At 38.8% G+C, this 16,089-nt stretch carries 14 protein-coding genes and 1 pseudogene; 5 read left to right on the top strand and 10 right to left on the bottom strand.

Annotated features, from left to right (window positions below; all coding sequences use genetic code 11):
• The first annotated feature begins 31 nt into the window (after window positions 1-31).
• The 5 genes from LZP85_RS03970 to LZP85_RS03950 all read left to right on the top strand — a co-directional run bounded on the left by LZP85_RS03970 (window position 32) and on the right by LZP85_RS03950 (window position 5,233).
• Window positions 32-886 carry a TetR/AcrR family transcriptional regulator gene (locus tag LZP85_RS03970; RefSeq protein ID WP_025911769.1) on the top strand — a complete coding sequence of 285 codons (855 nt, stop codon included), beginning with the start codon at window positions 32-34 and terminating at the stop codon, window positions 884-886.
• A 245-nt stretch (window positions 887-1,131) separates the two neighbouring features.
• The gene (locus LZP85_RS03965) at window positions 1,132-1,434 is read left to right on the top strand and encodes a hypothetical protein (protein ID WP_061786429.1); all 303 of its coding nucleotides are present in this window, start codon (window positions 1,132-1,134) and stop codon (window positions 1,432-1,434) included.
• A 134-nt stretch (window positions 1,435-1,568) separates the two neighbouring features.
• The gene (locus LZP85_RS03960) at window positions 1,569-3,281 is read left to right on the top strand and encodes a methyl-accepting chemotaxis protein (RefSeq protein ID WP_119543985.1); all 1,713 of its coding nucleotides are present in this window, start codon (window positions 1,569-1,571) and stop codon (window positions 3,279-3,281) included.
• Window positions 3,282-3,669: 388 nt separating this feature from the next.
• Entirely contained in the window at window positions 3,670-4,923 is a 1,254-nt protein-coding gene (locus LZP85_RS03955; protein WP_206782237.1) for a C40 family peptidase, read from the top strand.
• Between the two features lie 91 nt (window positions 4,924-5,014).
• On the top strand, window positions 5,015-5,233 hold the full coding sequence (locus tag LZP85_RS03950) for a hypothetical protein (RefSeq protein ID WP_025911774.1): 219 nt from the start codon (window positions 5,015-5,017) through the stop codon (window positions 5,231-5,233).
• A gap of 404 nt (window positions 5,234-5,637) precedes the next feature.
• Here LZP85_RS03950 and LZP85_RS03945 read toward each other — a convergent pair.
• From LZP85_RS03945 to nagZ, 10 genes and pseudogenes are all read right to left on the bottom strand, one after another.
• A pseudogene (locus tag LZP85_RS03945) lies at window positions 5,638-5,754 on the bottom strand (GNAT family N-acetyltransferase); the annotation flags it as partial.
• A 220-nt stretch (window positions 5,755-5,974) separates the two neighbouring features.
• The gene (locus LZP85_RS20720; protein ID WP_257788889.1) at window positions 5,975-6,100 is read right to left on the bottom strand and encodes a hypothetical protein; all 126 of its coding nucleotides are present in this window, start codon (window positions 6,098-6,100) and stop codon (window positions 5,975-5,977) included.
• A 168-nt stretch (window positions 6,101-6,268) separates the two neighbouring features.
• Window positions 6,269-8,296, bottom strand: a complete 2,028-nt coding sequence (locus LZP85_RS03940) for a sensor domain-containing protein (protein WP_206782238.1) — start codon at window positions 8,294-8,296, stop codon at window positions 6,269-6,271.
• A gap of 522 nt (window positions 8,297-8,818) precedes the next feature.
• A complete protein-coding gene (locus LZP85_RS03935; RefSeq protein ID WP_206833246.1) occupies window positions 8,819-10,852 on the bottom strand; it encodes a FapA family protein in 2,034 nt (677 codons plus the stop codon).
• 389 nt (window positions 10,853-11,241) lie between these two features.
• Window positions 11,242-11,700, bottom strand: coding sequence for a GGDEF domain-containing protein (locus LZP85_RS03930; RefSeq protein ID WP_234561995.1), 459 nt, complete (start codon window positions 11,698-11,700; stop codon window positions 11,242-11,244).
• 12 nt (window positions 11,701-11,712) lie between these two features.
• Entirely contained in the window at window positions 11,713-12,357 is a 645-nt protein-coding gene (locus LZP85_RS03925) for a PAS domain-containing protein (RefSeq protein ID WP_206782241.1), read from the bottom strand.
• Window positions 12,329-12,784 (bottom strand): PAS domain-containing protein, encoded by a 456-nt coding sequence (locus LZP85_RS03920; protein WP_206782242.1) that lies wholly within the window; start codon window positions 12,782-12,784, stop codon window positions 12,329-12,331. Before LZP85_RS03920 ends, LZP85_RS03925 begins: the two co-directional genes overlap by 29 nt.
• A gap of 125 nt (window positions 12,785-12,909) precedes the next feature.
• Complete coding sequence (locus tag LZP85_RS03915; RefSeq protein WP_206782243.1) at window positions 12,910-13,374, bottom strand: FixH family protein; 465 nt, start codon at window positions 13,372-13,374, stop codon at window positions 12,910-12,912.
• An 18-nt stretch (window positions 13,375-13,392) separates the two neighbouring features.
• Window positions 13,393-14,712, bottom strand: a complete 1,320-nt coding sequence (locus tag LZP85_RS03910) for a PepSY-associated TM helix domain-containing protein (protein WP_206782334.1) — start codon at window positions 14,710-14,712, stop codon at window positions 13,393-13,395.
• A gap of 140 nt (window positions 14,713-14,852) precedes the next feature.
• Window positions 14,853-16,088 (bottom strand): beta-N-acetylhexosaminidase, encoded by a 1,236-nt coding sequence (nagZ, locus tag LZP85_RS03905; RefSeq protein ID WP_206782244.1) that lies wholly within the window; start codon window positions 16,086-16,088, stop codon window positions 14,853-14,855.
• Between the last annotated feature and the right edge of the window lies 1 nt (window position 16,089).

Below are 16,089 nucleotides of genomic sequence, written 5' to 3'. Positions count from 1 at the left end.
GGGAAACTAAGTGTTTAAGGAGGGTTCTTTCATGACTGAGAAGAATACACAAATTATTGAAGCTGGAATGAAGCTATTTGCAAACAAGGGGTTTTCGGCAACCTCGGTTCAAGAGATTGCAACGGAAAGCGGCATTTCAAAAGGGTCGTTTTATTTACATTTTAAATCCAAAGATGATTTATTATTAGCGATCTTGCAGCATCAATTTGCCATAATTAGCGAAGCATTCGATAAACAAACAGCGACCAATCAGAGCCCTCGGGAAAAGTTTATTCACCAGCAGGCCGCATGGTTTTCACACTTTATTAACCACCGCGAATTTTTCATTATGCTTGCCAAAGAACAAGCTATTCCGCGAAATGAAACGGTTAAGAAGCTACTGTTTGAAAAACAAATGGAAGCGCACCGCTATTATCGTCAAAGCATGTTAGCTATCTATGGTCCAGACGTAGAAAAGTATTCGTGGGACTTAACGTTTCTAATTGACGGAATGATTCATTCATATATGCGCGTCATCTTGCTGTCAAATGAAGACATAGATCTAACAAAACTTGCAAATTTCATTTTGAGCAGAATGGACAGCATCGTAAAGGATATTCATAACGATACTCCCCTACTCACGAATGACAAAGCAAACGAACTATTATCTCGCTTCCTTTTTGATAATGAAACAAACCTTGAAAAAATTGTAGCCAACTTAGAAGAAGAAATTCAAAAGCTAGACGAAGAAGAGCTATTCATAACGCTTCAAGTGATTAAGGAAGAAATAATGAAAGAAAAGCCGCGAATTCCTGTTATTCAAGGAATGCTTTCAAACTTTGACGATTATCCTAGCCTCCATCATTATCGAAACGTCATTTTAGGTTATTATGCAAACAAACAATAAATTCAGGAAGCTAGTCCCCTACTTTTACACAGGTAAGGGACTTTACTCTTTTCTATGTTTGTTCCTTGTTTGCTACTGTATGTTACTTCTATTTAACTTTAGAACCCAGTATATAATCTATGAAAAGGAAAAATATATTTCCCCTCCATCTTCACTTCGCATATAGTCGATTCGCAAAGAATGCGACATTTTTCAACCACCTTTTAAACACTTCTCTTTCTCTACCGATATAGTAAATATACTGAATGAGTATCGCGATTGAAGCAGGCACATCGTTTGCCACGATTAATGATGCAATTATGGGCTTAGCGGCTCAAATTCAAGAAGTAACGGCAACCATCGAGGAAGTATCAAACGGAACTACCGCAGTAACAAATTCCATCACCCAAGTGAAAGCCGTATCCGAACAAGCGGCTGGCAGCTCGCAAAATGCATCCGCTGCCACGCAAGAACAGCTCGCTTCAATGGAAGAGATTACAGCTTCAGCTAACTCTCTTGCAGAGTTGGCTGAAGAACTCCAGGAGTCCATTCGACATTTCAAAGCATAATGGCCACCCGCTTTTGCGGATGGCTTTTTTATTTATCCAGACAATTTTTTATGACTCTAAATTTTTAGGCAAATAGTCCGATATATGTAGTAGCTACAATATGCATTTAATTTTATTTTCAAAGGAGAAAACGGATGAATATTCTTCGTAATTTAAAGCTTTCATTGAAATTTTTCATTTTACTTACCATAGCCTCTATTTCTCTCATCATTGTTGGAACGATTGGCTACCTATCCACCCAATTCACTGCTCGTGGATCTGAGATTATGTATACGGAACAATTAATTCCAAACAGCCTTGTTCAACAGATTCAGACCAACAACCGCGCGCTAGATACGTTTGTTTTAGAAATGATGATTACAAAGGAACCAAGACGTAACGGAGAGCTGAACACTCAGATTACTAGTATCCTTCGTACACAGGACAAAAACTTAGAAAAACTCAAAAAAATTAAGATGTTACCAGAGCAAGAAAAAGCACTAGCATCCTATGAAGATAAGCTTGATGAATTGCGAGACTTACGCAATCAGACAATTGAGTTAGCAACCACAAATAAAAAGGACGAAGCATATGAGTTATATACAAGTGAAGTCGCCCCTGTTCGTAGTTTTGCGAATCGCTATTTGGCAACGCTTCAAGAATTAAATACACAGCAAGCCGAAGTTATCTATAAACAAAACCAACAAGATGCTAAAGAAGCAACAAATTTAACAATGATTGTAGCAGGTGTGGCGCTTCTTTTATTAATAACTATTGGCACCTTTATTGGTCGCTTAATTGCACAACCAATTCGAGAACTGCGCACGTTAGCCTTACAAGCAGCTGACGGTGATTTCACTGTCAAAAGCACTTACAAATCAAAGGATGAAATTGGAGTTTTGACAAATGCGTTCACAGATTTAATTCAGAATACTCGACGCGTCATTCAAACTACCAATATGACGTCTGAGCAGGTCGCAGCCTCTTCACAGCAGCTTAGCGCCAGCGCTCAGCAAAGCACGGCGGCAAGTCAGCATATTTCAAGCGTGATGCAAGAATTAGCTGATGGTGCAACGCAACAAGCCGACTCTGTTGAAAAGTCAATGGCAGTTATTGAGAATATGGCAATGTCCTCAAGCGTTGTATATGACCATATCGACAAAGCAGCTACAACAGCTAAAGAAGCATCTCATTTATCTGCAGAAGGTAGCACAGCCATTCAAACGGTTAATACACAAATGAACTCTATTAACGATACGGTCATTGGCTTATCAACCGTGTTTCAAAGCTTAGCGGAGCGCTCAAACGAAATTGAGCGTATTAACGAAGTGATTACAAATATTGCGGGCCAGACAAATCTCCTGGCGCTAAATGCAGCAATTGAAGCTGCTCGTGCTGGTGAGCACGGGAAAGGATTTGCAGTTGTTGCCGCTGAAGTGCGTAAATTGGCTGAACAGTCGGCTCAATCAGCCGAGCAAATTGCAGCGCTTGTTACGCTTATCCAGAATGAAACGAAGCAAACTACAGAGTCAATTGACTCCGCTTTGGCAGAAGTAAAAGAAGGAATGGACGTAACAACAAAAGCCGGTACGTCGTTTGCAACAATTAACAAGACGGTAACGGATTTAGCGGCTCAAATTAAAGAAGTGACCGCAACGGTAGAAGAACTATCGATTGGTACCGCTCAAGTAACGCAAGCTGTTTTTGAAGTAAACGGTGTCGCCGAAGAAGCAGCAAGCAGTACACAAAATGCAGCTGCTGCAACGGAAGAGCAGCTTGCTTCGATGGAAGAAATAACAGCTTCCTCTACTGCTCTAGCAAGTCTTGCACAGGAACTCCAAGAATCAATTCAACGATTCAAAGTCTGAAAAAAGAGGCTGAGACATAAGTAATCCAGCAAATGATAAACCTGAACAGTTGAGAGTTCCTGACTTTTAATCGTTCAGGTTTTTTGCTGATTGGGAAAAACTAGTTTGGAAACAGGAGCGTAGGACACTCGACTCCTGCGGGAAAGAGAAGGAAAACGAGTGGCCGTAGCGCAATGGAACGAACGTGTTCTGCCAACGTAAAGAAGTGAGAAAAGGGCGTGTTCGTCTTTTTGGAAATTTGTTTTGTTATGTCCCACCTTCTTTTTATTTTTCAGGTAACTAGTTCTTTTATCTTATTTTATACACAGAATTAGATAAGTTTATTATCCTTTTAAATTCTCTTCCGATAAGAAATATAGATATTTAGAATGATAAGGAGATAGTCAAAATGAAACCATACAAACCGTTACTAATTGCAACACTTAGCGTTGGCCTTTTAGCTACGCCGTTTTCTTCACTTTCATCATCACCAGAGCACGTAGAGGCAACTGAAACAGCATCGGCACTACTTACGCAAAAAGCGAAAGAAATGCTGGGTGCCCCTCACACAACAGGCGGAGAATCCCTTGAAGAAGGGTTTGATAGTTCAGGCCTCGTACAGTATGTTTGGAAGCAAGCCATTAACGTTAAACTTCCACGTACATTAATAGAGCAATCACAGCTTGGTGAAACCATTTCTCGTGAAGAAATTGCACCTGGTGATTTAGTATTCTTTAGCTCAAAAGAAGATGGAAGCGTGACAAGCGTAGGGATTTATGTAGGCAATGGCGATATGATTTACCCTTCCCCTTCTAAAGGAAAAGTAATTCAACAAAATTTTGCAAACAGCTCGTTTTGGTCACCTAAATTTGTGACCGCAAAACGTATTACGTCTTCACCTGAAATCGCAAAAGAAGATCCGTTAGTTGCAGAGGCACTTAAACTCATTGGCACACCTTACGTATTTGGCAGTGATTCAATTGAAGAAGGCGTTGATTGCTCAAGTTTTGTTCAGTATGTATTTGAGCAAGCTAAAGATATTTATCTTCCACGCTCAACTGACCAGCAGTGGAAAGTAGGAACTGAAATTGCAAAAGAAGATATGCAGGTTGGAGACGTGATTTTCTTCCAAGATACGTACCGGGAAGGTATCTCACACGTTGGAATTTACATTGGAGGAGGTCAATTTATTCACGCTAAACGCAGTGAAAACGTCGCGATTGACTACGTGTCAAACAGCTATTGGACGTCTAAGTTTGCGGGAGTCCGACGCTTTGAAGGGTTATCTTTACCGAAAGAAGGCCCCGTTGTATCCACCGCTACGAAATATATCGGAGAAGTGCCTTATTTAAGCGGTGGGACAACTCCTGATGGCTTTGATACAGGTGGATTTGTACAGTATGTATATAAAGAAGCTTTAAACGTTGACTTACCTCGCTACGGATCAAACCAGTGGAACGTCGGTACACCGGTTGAGAAAAATAATCTTCAACCTGGTGACATCGTGTTTTTTAAAGCCTCTACTTTAAACCCGGCTATTTATATCGGCAATGACTATGTTGTTCACGTCACACCATCAAAAGGCGTAACGGTGACAAATATGAAGGCAGATAGCTATTGGGCACCTAAATATTACGGGGCAAAGCACATCGGAGAAAGCTAAACATTCTTCTAGAAATTTGAATAATCCCTCTAAAGGTGGTAAATTTTTTAATAGGAATATCTATTATACATAACCACTAAGGAGCTTTCTTATGACTGAAGCAAAGAAAAGCATGTTTTTAAGCATTATTTACGCCGTCATTATTTTAAGCGTTTATTTCTTTAACTTACCGCTATGGATTGCGCTAGTCATCCTGGCAATTATTATCGCATTTGAACTGTTCTTAGCTATTAAAAAAGGCGACAAATTTAAAATGAGTATTAACGCCGTTACGCTTGGACTCATTATATTAGCGGCGATTATGCTGTAGAAAGAGACTGAGACATAAGTAGTTCAGCCTCTACTATACCTGAACGATTGAGAGTTCATAACTTTTAATCGTTCAGGTTTTTTGGTTGATTGTGAAAACAATGTTGGAAACAGGGTGGAATGGAGCGTAGGACACTCGACTCCTGCGGGAAAGAGAGGGAAAACTGAGATCCCAAAGCGCAGCGAGGAAGCTCAGGTTCCTCCCCGCGGAAAGCGAGTGACCGTAGCGCAATGGAACGAACGAGTTGAGACAAACCAAAGAGATGGGAACAGCTAGTGTTCGTCTTTTAGAAGCCATCATTTTGTTATGTCCCAAACTCTTTTTCTTATGTTTAATCTTCTGATTCAATTTATGTGTAACAATAGCAAAGGAGCTGGGCGGGTACCCAACTCCTCTTTTAATTTCTAACTTTCCATATATTTTACAACCGCCATCTCTCTTCCAAAGCGGTTTCCTTCATCCGTAAACCCAAGCGATGCGTAGAGCTCTTGTGCTCTTTCATTGTTTGGGTGATAGCCGACTTCATCCATTTGTTCCCCTTTCATAATAAGGGAACGCACACGTTTAGGCAGACGTTCCCTCCTGTTTCACTGCTGAGATAACGATATACGTAGTTGTCATAATGAACGCCTCTTTTACCAAACTACTTTTATTTTAAATATTCAGACTAATGATAACGTAGATAACTATTTTTCACCATTTTCTTTACTACTCATCTGCTTTTTTAATAACCTGTCCCTTTCAACCTACTGATTCAACCGGTGGCTGATAGCGCGACTGCTTTAAAAGATAGTCTAAATATATCTCTAAATCAAATTGATCCTCTGTAATAAAATCCTCTAACGTTAACTCATTCTTTTCCTTCATCTTCCTTTCTCCCTTCACCGTTTTTTTCCGTTTATTTAGTTGTTTAAATTCATTATGAAGGTTTTAACAGAAAAGGGAAATGCTTTCTACAAAAGCTCCTATAAAGATATAAAACTTGACACGTTCATCTCATTCGACAGCATTAGCCTAAAAAAAAGCAAGAAGCTCTTAGGCTTCTTGCTTCTCAGTTTCCTCTTCTAGCTGTTGATCATCATATATCGTAACGTTGTTTTTGCCCGCGCGCTTTCCTTCGTATAGAGCAATATCAGCACATTCAATAAGCTCTTCTACCGTCGTACCGTCCGTTGGATAAATAGCGACGCCAATTGTCGTCGTGGCTTCAAACTCATGACCGCCTACCTGCCAAAGTCCTTGAAGGTTTTCTTGAATTCGTTGGATTAGCTGATGCACATGTTCTTCTGCTGCTGTGCTTGTATCTTGCAGTACAATGATGAATTCGTCTCCACCAAGTCGATAAATATCGTCTGTACTTCGTATCGTCCTCTGTAAGAGCTGAGCGTATTGAACCAAAAATTCATCACCTACTTGATGTCCATACGTATCATTGATTTGCTTGAAGTTATCACAATCTAAAAAAAGCAACACAAGCCCTGATGTTCCTTTTTCTATCAAGTTATTTAAGTTTTGGTAAAGCATTTCACGGTTCGGCAGTCCTGTTAAGCTGTCATGAAACGCTTCAAACTCCAGCTGTTCTTCCATCAGCTTGCGCTCAGTGATGTCAGTATGAACCGAAATGTACTCAATGATTTCATCTTCAATATTTTTTAGCGGTACCACCGTTTTATAGACCCAATAAATATTTCCATATTTATCTCGGTTAGAAACTTCTCCACGCCATACGTTTCCTTGTCGAACTGTATGGAGCATGTCTTCATTTCCTGTATTTAATCCTACATCACTGTAGTGCGCGCCTACCGCTTCGTCTTTTGAGTAGTGAGACATTTCTAAAAACATATCATTTACATACGTCACAATCCCATCTTTATCTATCGATACAACAATAGCTGATTCATCTAACGCATGCTTCATATTTTCTAAGTCTTTCAACGCTTTATCTAACAATAGATTAGCTTCTGTTTCCTTCGTATGATCATGTAAAATAATGAATACACCGGTTACTTTTTCATCTACAATAATAGGAACAACTGTAAACGTCACATATAGCTTTTCATCTTGTTTGTTACGCAGCGTAATTTTACCACGATGAGTTTCTCCGTCAAAGATGTTCCAATTGATAGCTGTGTAAAACCTTACATCCATTTTCTCTACAAGCATCGAATAAGACATGTTTTTTAATTCATCAGAAGAATATCCAGTTATCTCCTCTAGCGCTTCGTTTACTTTTAATAAATTCCCTTGTAAATCGACTATACAAACACCATTATTGTGATGTGTAAATAGTGACTTATAGTGCTCTTTCCGCTTTTCCACCTCTGCTTCTAGTTTTTTTAGTAACGTAATGTCTCGATAAATGGAAGAATAAGCAACTACTTGTCCACGCTGATTACAAATTGGTGAATAGCTAATAGACACTGGAATCACCCGTCCACTTTTGGTTAAGCGAACTGTTTCGCTAACTGTAACGGACTCACCAGCCTTAATTTTTGTGAGAATACCTTTCGTTTCGGGTGCATAATCCTTAGGGATAATCGGCAACTCAGATCGCTTTATTCCAACAACATCTGCTCGCTTAAATCCAAACATTTCTTCAAACGATTGATTGACGCGTAAAACTGTATCGTCTGCTGCAGAGATAATAATAGTATCCGCAGTGTTTTCTAGAAATGATTCCATTAACGCAAAATCTTCTTCTTTCTCACGCTGATCACTGATATTAGTGGTAATAGCTAATATATACATTTTTGTACTATACTCGTCCCATATTGGTGTCAAAGCTGTTTCGTAGGCTTCTTTACTTGAGTTAAAGATACTTACATCTCGATATCTAATCGGTTTGTTTGTTTCTTTTACAAGGTTATAATAATATAAGATGTACTCATACAACGTTGCATTTTTAAGATTTTCGAGCGGCTGACCAATCAGCGTTTCACCATAAATATTCATGGCTGATTGATTCATATTTTTATAGTAAAACTCATCTTCCTTTACTTCCATTAAAAACACAAGTTCCTTCATATTATCAAAGAAAAATCGAAAGGATTCTTCATTATACATAATGTTCCTCCAGTTATCGTTCAGGTAGTATCATTTTGCTGTTCTAAGTTCCTATGTTTTATATAAGAGTGTAAAAATAGCAAGACAGAGCTTAATTTGTTTGAAGTGGAGCTGATAAGATTACTCCTTGTTTCTTTATATACCTCCTCTCCAAACCAATAAACCCTTTTACCCATTATACAACCTTCCGAACGATTGTACGAAGGTCTTTTCTCCTAGTAATTAAGAAATTTCAATCAAATAAAATACAGCCATTATATCTGGGTAAGCGTGAGAAATCGTCACCGCTACTCCTTTATTACGAAGTTTTCATACAATTTCTATCGAGAAGTTGATTTCGGAACTGTCTATTATCGAAGCATGTTGAAAGCTAATTTTCAATTTATCATTATAAACTAACTGTTCTGTGAGCTCTTATTTCATAAGCCTAGTTACCTATGAATATAGATCACCTTTTAAAATTACATTTAGCTTTTAATCATTTTCGATGAGTAAGTAATTTCCCATTGGTATACGTCTCTTTTATTCAAATACAACCATGTTATGTTCATCTAATTTCGCTACCAAGTTGCGTTTTTCTTCATACAATCGATATGTTACGTGGCCAAATTTTAAAACAGTTCCTGGTTTTGCCAATCCAATTTTAATTTCCTCATTTGCTGCAACGGCAATCGTTGTTTTTACACTACTTTCTCCCCCTGATTCTTTAACATACACGCCTTGATTACCATAAACCTCTCCACCTCTTAAACTTCCATTAACTTTCACATAACCACCTGCATGAATAAAAGTATTAGTACAGCCTCCATTTGATACGAGCACATTTCCATTACAATATACTTTACTACTGAGTACGTTTCTAAGATGAATATTTGCATTGGGTTCAACCGTTTTTTTACTAAGCTCTATACATTCCTTCAAGAGGTGAGATAAATTTAATAGGTGGTCTAGATAAACAGGTTGAGGCGTTAATGTTAAAATAATTCTTTTCAAATATGAACCCACTTCTTTCCATTCCTCACACTGAATATATCCTTCCCCTTCTTGAAGCTTTTCAATATACTGCTTGGCTAGCTTTTTAAAATATTGAAAGCGACTTTCTGTTAACAGGCTGAGAAGAGGTTGCAGCCCTTTTTTCACAAAGTCACTCGTTTTAAACGCTGGTGATTCAATCAACTGGTACACTAACAGTAAAATGCTTGCAAGGTCTTCATCAAGCTTTTTAACAATTGGTCCTAACTCAGCAATAACTAAATTTCCTTGACCAGCTGAAAGAGTACAACCAATCACACTGCTATTGGCAATTATAGCCCCTCCTGACGTAACGGTTGCTTGCGTAGTAATTCCTCGAAGCAACACATCCCCAGCTGCTTCTACAGTCATATTCTCAGCTACTTCACCAAGCACTTCAATATCACCTTTAAAGTGAAGATTGCCAGACTCTAAGTTAACATTTCCTGAATGAGTCATTTTTGGTAGCATATCTACATACACTAACTGACCTCTCTTTTCAATATAGGGACGCCCCGATTTAATAGCTACAACATTGTCTCCAAATAATGAAATACCCTTACCTTCTTTTAATATGATTGGATACTTAGGTTTAGGTTGAATAGGCGTATTGCGTACGCTCAATCCTGAAAGTCCTGGTATTGGAGAATGAACCACAGCAATAATACTTCCTGCTTCTACTGACGGAACGAATTGACTTTCTCGATGATTGATTTTTCCATTATCTTCTTTTAATTGTTTTACTGGATGTATATTCACCTTAATTTCGATCCAACCGTTTTTACCTTCAATTGGCGGCGTACCTTTTGCAATAACAAATTGACCTGCCACATTGGTCGCAACCGCTGCACTAATTTCATGATAATTAATACCTGTTCTAATTTGAAGACGAGTAAGCTCAGCAATAACTTGACCATACGTCAGGGAATTTTTCGTCACTTTCCGCTCTATCACGCTAAGTTCTATCATAGAAGCGGGTTTTTTATCTGCTAGCACGTTTTCTGTTTGATAGCCAGGTGTAACATGTAATATCGCTTCAAGTTGATTTTCACTTACTTCAATATGCCACTTCGTTTCGTGTTGCTCTTGTGCAACCTTAATCTCATATGTATCTTCCGGTAAACCAATTATAATGTCGCTTTTAATTAAGTGGTTGTTACAGTAAACAGAAATACCTGGCCCCTTTTTAATCGTAGGAAACTTTGCAAGTGTTGATTTACAATAAAGCTGACCGTTTTTTACCCAAGCCTCTGCTATCTCTTCTTCTTTTATAATAGGCTCTTGCTCTTTAGCTTTGTTTACTTCTTGAATTGGCCTTGATTTTAACAAGTCCTTCATTAAATCATCTACGCTAGATTTTTTTATAGCTTCTTTACTGATTTTTGTTAACTTAACCACCGCTTTCTTACGGTGAACACCAAAAAACTGATTAGATTCTGGCTGAACAACTTCAATATCCACTTCACTCTCTGATACTTGAAGTAAATCTAGACCTAAATTTATAGCGTCTTTTACAGTTTTGTTCTTGATAACGATACTGTTCATAATTACAGAATCCCCCTCTGCTGCCCAACTTAAAACCTGTTAATAATATCTTTAGACATAAAAAAACCCCAACTGAGCTGAGGCGGAATTTTCACTATTGTCTATTCCATTTTTTAGCCTCTTTCGCACACATCAGATAGAAAAACACATCTTTTGAACTATCATACTATATAGTAGTACATGGTTATCTGTCGAATAAATATCATTCTCTTTATACCAAGATGAATGCCTATACAGCTTAAAAAAGGACATTTGATATTAACTTAGCAGGATTTCAAATACTTTTTATAACCTATAAACGTATAGATTTACAGGAGCCCCTTAATGATGATGTTAAAGGTTGAGGTTGAGGTTTGGCTTAGGATTTCAAAAAATTTCACGCTTTTTTCTCATGACTTATATAAAGTACATATTTTTGTTGAATTAATATATGCCATGAAACTATAAAATAATGAGAAGCCAAGTGGAAAATTCACCTGACTCTCATTATTTTGCTTAGCCAACAAGCTGCTTTTCTTTTTGTGGATCTGTACCAAAAGATCTTGTATCGTCCTCTGTAAGAGCTGGGCGTATTGAACCAAAAATTCAGCGCCTACTTGATGTCCATACGTATCATTGATTTGCTTGAAGTTATCACAATCTAAAAAAAGCAACACAAGCCCTGATGTTCCTTTGCTAATGGTTTTGTTTAGATTTTGATACAGCATTTCGCGATTCGGAAGCCTCGTTAGTCCATCGTGGAACGCTTCAAACTCAAGCTGTTTTTCCATACGCTTACGCTCAGTAATATCCGTATGCACAGAAATATACTCCACAATGTCACCTTCAATGTTTTTCAATGGAACCACGGTTTTATATCCCTAGTAAATTTGACCATTTTTATTTCGATTCGCGACTTCACCTCGCCATACGCTTCCTTCTCGAATCGTATGAAGAAGTTCTTCATGCTCTGTATTAAGTCCAACATCTCCATAATGTGCACCAATCGCTTCACCTTTAGAATAGTCGGACACTTCTATGAACATATCATTTACGTACGTCACGTATCCTTCTTTATCTATCGAAACGACGATAGCTGACTCGTCTAGCGCATACTTCATATTTTCTAAATCCTTCATCGTTTTCGTCAAAAGCAGCCTAGCCTCTGTTTCCTTCGTGTGGTTGTGCAAAATTACAAATGCACCGGTAACGACTTCGTCCACGATGATTGGAACAATCGTGGACGTTACGTATAGCCTTTCACCGTGCTTATTACGCAGCGTAATTTCACCTCGATGCGCCTCAGCATTAAATATATTGATGTTGACATTGGTATGAAATACAATACTAAATCGTTCAATAAGCTCGTCATAAGGTATCTCTTTTAGTTGTTGAGATGAATAGCCCGTCATTTTTTCTAGCGCTTCGTTTACTTTGACTAGATTGCCATTTAGATCCACGATACATACTCCGCTATTATAGTGAGTAATCCAGGATCTATACTTTTTTTCGCTTTTCGATAGCAATTTCTAACTCTTTTAAAGGCGTGATGTCACGATATATCGACGAATACGCCACAACTTGCCCGCGATGGTTACGAATCGGTGAATAGTTAATAGAAACGGGAATTACTTTTCCTTCTTTTGTAATTCGAATTCCTTCATTAATTGTAACCGATTCTCCCGCTTTAATTTTCACCATCATCTTTTCAAATTGATACGTGATGTTCTTTGGAATAACCGGAAGCTCAGAATGCTTTATTCCCATCACTTCGTTGCGGTCAAAGCCAAACATATCTTCAAACGCTTCATTTACGCGCACTACGATTTCGTCTGCCGCAGAAATGATAATCGTATCGGCCGTGTGTTCTAAAAATGATTCCATGAGCACGAAATCTTCTTCTTTTTCACGCTGGTCGCTAATATTGCTAATGTTGCTCCGGTTGTTATCCATTCATTAAATACCGCTCTATTTACAGTAAGTAAACCTTTTTTCCTATTATACAGACTTTTAGACAATTAAACGAAGGGTTTTTTCGCAAAAAGTCCTATGAACTCTCTTGTTCATAGGACTTTGTTTTAATGATGGTGCTCATGATTACCTGAAGGCTCTGGTTGATCTCCCTGAAGAGAATCCAGATCTTTTTTAGAGAGCTCTCCGACAGCAAACTGTTTCGTTGGCATAATCGTCGAGTCATTATGTTCAGCATGAACTGTAATGAGATAGAGGCCGCTTTCTGTAAATATGCTCTTCACTTCATACGCACCATCATTAAGGCGCTTAACCTCTACATTATGATCTGCTTTTGTTTCATCTTGCTTTTGAATTTGAACATGAAGCATGTCCACCTCGTCTACTTCTTGACCATTTTGGGTAAACGATACGTGAATGGTTTGCGTCTTGTTTGGCTGCATATTCTCAGGCAGATAGATTGTTGCTGCAAGAGGTTCTTCCACCTTATATAAAGAAGCCGCATCGTCTTTTAGGGAACATGCACTTAACACACTTGTACTTATGATGAGCGCAAGAATTAATTTTTTCATTGAGTTTCTGCTCCTCCCTTAGGCGTTTAAAAACGCTTTGAGCGTCGGTATATTTCGAATAAGCAATACATCTACAAGCCAAATCACAATAAGAGATACTCCAACGAGCGGAAAGATGATGCCAAGCGCAATCATGATTATCAAGAAAGCTTCCATGGTACGAATACTTGGTGCCTTTGGTGCCCCCATTTCTCTTTTAGGCTTTCGCTTCAGCCACAAATAAAACCCGCTTACGACAAGTAGGACAATGCCTAAGCAAATAAGTGCGCTAATGAGCTGATTGACAATTCCAAACTGTGTTCCTTTATGAAGCGTAATTCCAAGCGCAATTGCTTTTCCAAGCCAGCCGTAGTTGTCATAGCGATAGTCAGCTAATACAGCACCTGAATATTGATCAATATGCATCGTTACTTCATCCTGTGCCTTTGGTGGAAAAGATGAAATCGTATAAACTCCATTTGGCGTGCTTGGAATGATGATCGTATAGCCAGGATACAAGCCTTCTCGATCCGCTGTTTCAATCACTTCATCGACAGAAACCGAAATGAGTCCATTGACGTTTGAAAGCGGAACATCTAAATTCTCAGCAGCCCACGGCACGTCGGCAATTTCTTTTGTCTTCACATCAGAAGCCGGAGCGTTACCTACCCAAACCGAAGGGGGATAACCGTCCCCTGAGTTTGTAGCTAAAATTTGAAAGTTTGTACCCCAAAAACCTGACCACGGTAACCCGGTCATAATTAAGAAAAACATGCCGCCTGCGATCCAAAATCCGGGTACTGCATGAAGATCTCGGCGCAGCGTATATTTTCCTTTATGAAAACGCGGAATAATTGTACCTCCAAGCGTCTTTTTCTTCTTACGTGGAAACCACAAAAATAATCCCGTCACAAGAAGAACAATCGCCCAGCAAGAAACAAGCTCCACAATCCGGTCGCCAACAGTCCCTGCCATTAGCTCTCCGTGCAGCTCTTCAATCTTGTCCATAATTCGGTTGTTTGCGTCAAGCTCCCCGATAATCGAGCTATCGTAGGGGTTAACAAACACTGTTTTCGTTCCTTCATCTGTTGAAATCCAAACTTCGCTTGAGCGCGTACCACTTTCTCCAGGACGGAACTTTGTTGTCAGCGTATTTGGATATTTATCTTCTACAGCTTCAATTTGTTGCGCTGCTGTCACCTTCTCACCCTGTGCTTCTACCGTATAATATTCATCGTATAAAGACTGTTCAATTTGCGGTTTAAACAAATAAATGCTGCCCGTAATCGCTAACACAACAAGAAACGGCGCAATCAAAATCCCCGCATAAAAATGCCACCGCCAAATTGTTTTATACATCGACTTCTTCGAATCTTCACTAGCCTTCACTTTTTCTTCCCTACCCCTTCTCCCTTTCTCTCTTTTGTACTTACATATATAGCATAAAGTTGTGAGAAAAAAATGAAGTCAGGCCGAATTTGGCCTGACTTCTTCTTTCGTTACTTCCCAACAAGCCGCTCTGCTTTTTGTGGGTTTGCGATTTCTCGATTCATTGCCTGTTGTTTATAACTCAAAATTCGCTTAACTGCTTCATCTAATCGCTCCTCGGAAATTTGACCAGCCTCAACTGCATTTTTGATTCCTCGAAACACTTTTTCTTGATTTTCAAACGTATGACACACAAGCAGTAAATCTACGCCTGCTCCGACGGCTTTTGCACCTAAATCTCCATACGTAAAGTATTTGTTTACAGCGCCCATTTCTAAATCATCGGTCACAACAAGTCCTTGATAGCCAAGCTTCTCCCTTAGCAAATCATTAATAATAATGGGTGAAACGCTCGCTGGGTTTTCTTTATCATAAGCTGGGTACTTTACATGGGTAACCATCACAAAGAATTGATTATAATCCACGGTATCAATCATATTTGCAAATGGATAGATGTCTTGGTTTTCAAGCTCTTCAGAACTGACTTTTACAGCTGAAGTTTCCACATGCGGGTCAACTGTCGTTCGTCCATGGCCTGGAAAATGCTTAAGTGCTCCCGTTATATTTCCATCATGAAATCCTTTTATCACTTGTTTGCTAAATACCGCTGCTTTTTGTGGATCTGTACCAAAAGATCTTGTATCGGTTTCAGACAAATCTAAGACTGGGGCGAAATTCACGTTGAACCCCATTGCGTTGAGTTCTTGTGCGTTATGATAAGCAGATTCATATACTTTAATTTCGTCACTTTGCTTGCCAAGCTCTTGCTGCGAAGGAATAGGAGATACCTTTTCCTTCATGCGCACAATTTGACCACCTTCTTGGTCCACACTAATAATTAGCGGAATTTGATGCTCTTGCTCTAGAGCAAGTTTCTGTAGATTTTGGTTGAGCGTAGCAACCTGCTTTGGATTGTCCATGTTGCGGTCAAATAAAATAATCCCTCCAACATGGTAATCTTCAATCATTTTTTTCGCATGCTCATCCAATTCACTGCTTTGGAACCCAACGACCATCATCTGACCAATCTTTTCGTCTATGGTCATATCAGCTACAAGTTGTTCAATTTCACTTTGTTCATTAAATGTTTCTTTAGAAATAGCTTCTGAACTTGCTTTCTTTATTTTATGATCTATTTCATTTTGTACTACTGGTTTAGCTTTTTCATTGGAAAAGCTGAAGGCTAGAAATACACCTGCAGCGATAATAAGTATAAGTAGAAAAAATGCTGTGTACTTTTTTTTCATT

The sequence above is a fragment of the Priestia flexa genome, from assembly GCF_021441905.1.
Taxonomy (GTDB): domain Bacteria; phylum Bacillota; class Bacilli; order Bacillales; family Bacillaceae_H; genus Priestia; species Priestia flexa.
The sequence above is the reverse complement of the archived record's forward strand: the minus strand, read 5'-3'. Positions and strand labels throughout refer to the sequence as shown.

What these genes read in the sequence shown, in the direction of transcription:
- LZP85_RS03965 (WP_061786429.1), top strand. Translation starts at nt 1,132, where the DNA reads ATGAGTATCGCGATTGAAGCAGGCACATCGTTTGCCACGATTAATGAT.
- LZP85_RS03960 (WP_119543985.1), top strand. Translation starts at nt 1,569, where the DNA reads ATGAATATTCTTCGTAATTTAAAGCTTTCATTGAAATTTTTCATTTTA.
- LZP85_RS03915 (WP_206782243.1), bottom strand. Translation starts at nt 13,374, where the DNA reads ATGAAAAAATTAATTCTTGCGCTCATCATAAGTACAAGTGTGTTAAGT.
- LZP85_RS03910 (WP_206782334.1), bottom strand. Translation starts at nt 14,712, where the DNA reads ATGTATAAAACAATTTGGCGGTGGCATTTTTATGCGGGGATTTTGATT.
- LZP85_RS03920 (WP_206782242.1), bottom strand. Translation starts at nt 12,784, where the DNA reads ATGGATAACAACCGGAGCAACATTAGCAATATTAGCGACCAGCGTGAA.
- LZP85_RS03950 (WP_025911774.1), top strand. Translation starts at nt 5,015, where the DNA reads ATGACTGAAGCAAAGAAAAGCATGTTTTTAAGCATTATTTACGCCGTC.
- LZP85_RS03935 (WP_206833246.1), bottom strand. Translation starts at nt 10,852, where the DNA reads ATGAACAGTATCGTTATCAAGAACAAAACTGTAAAAGACGCTATAAAT.
- LZP85_RS03940 (WP_206782238.1), bottom strand. Translation starts at nt 8,296, where the DNA reads ATGTATAATGAAGAATCCTTTCGATTTTTCTTTGATAATATGAAGGAA.
- LZP85_RS20720 (WP_257788889.1), bottom strand. Translation starts at nt 6,100, where the DNA reads ATGAAGGAAAAGAATGAGTTAACGTTAGAGGATTTTATTACAGAGGAT.
- nagZ (WP_206782244.1), bottom strand. Translation starts at nt 16,088, where the DNA reads ATGAAAAAAAAGTACACAGCATTTTTTCTACTTATACTTATTATCGCT.
- LZP85_RS03955 (WP_206782237.1), top strand. Translation starts at nt 3,670, where the DNA reads ATGAAACCATACAAACCGTTACTAATTGCAACACTTAGCGTTGGCCTT.
- LZP85_RS03970 (WP_025911769.1), top strand. Translation starts at nt 32, where the DNA reads ATGACTGAGAAGAATACACAAATTATTGAAGCTGGAATGAAGCTATTT.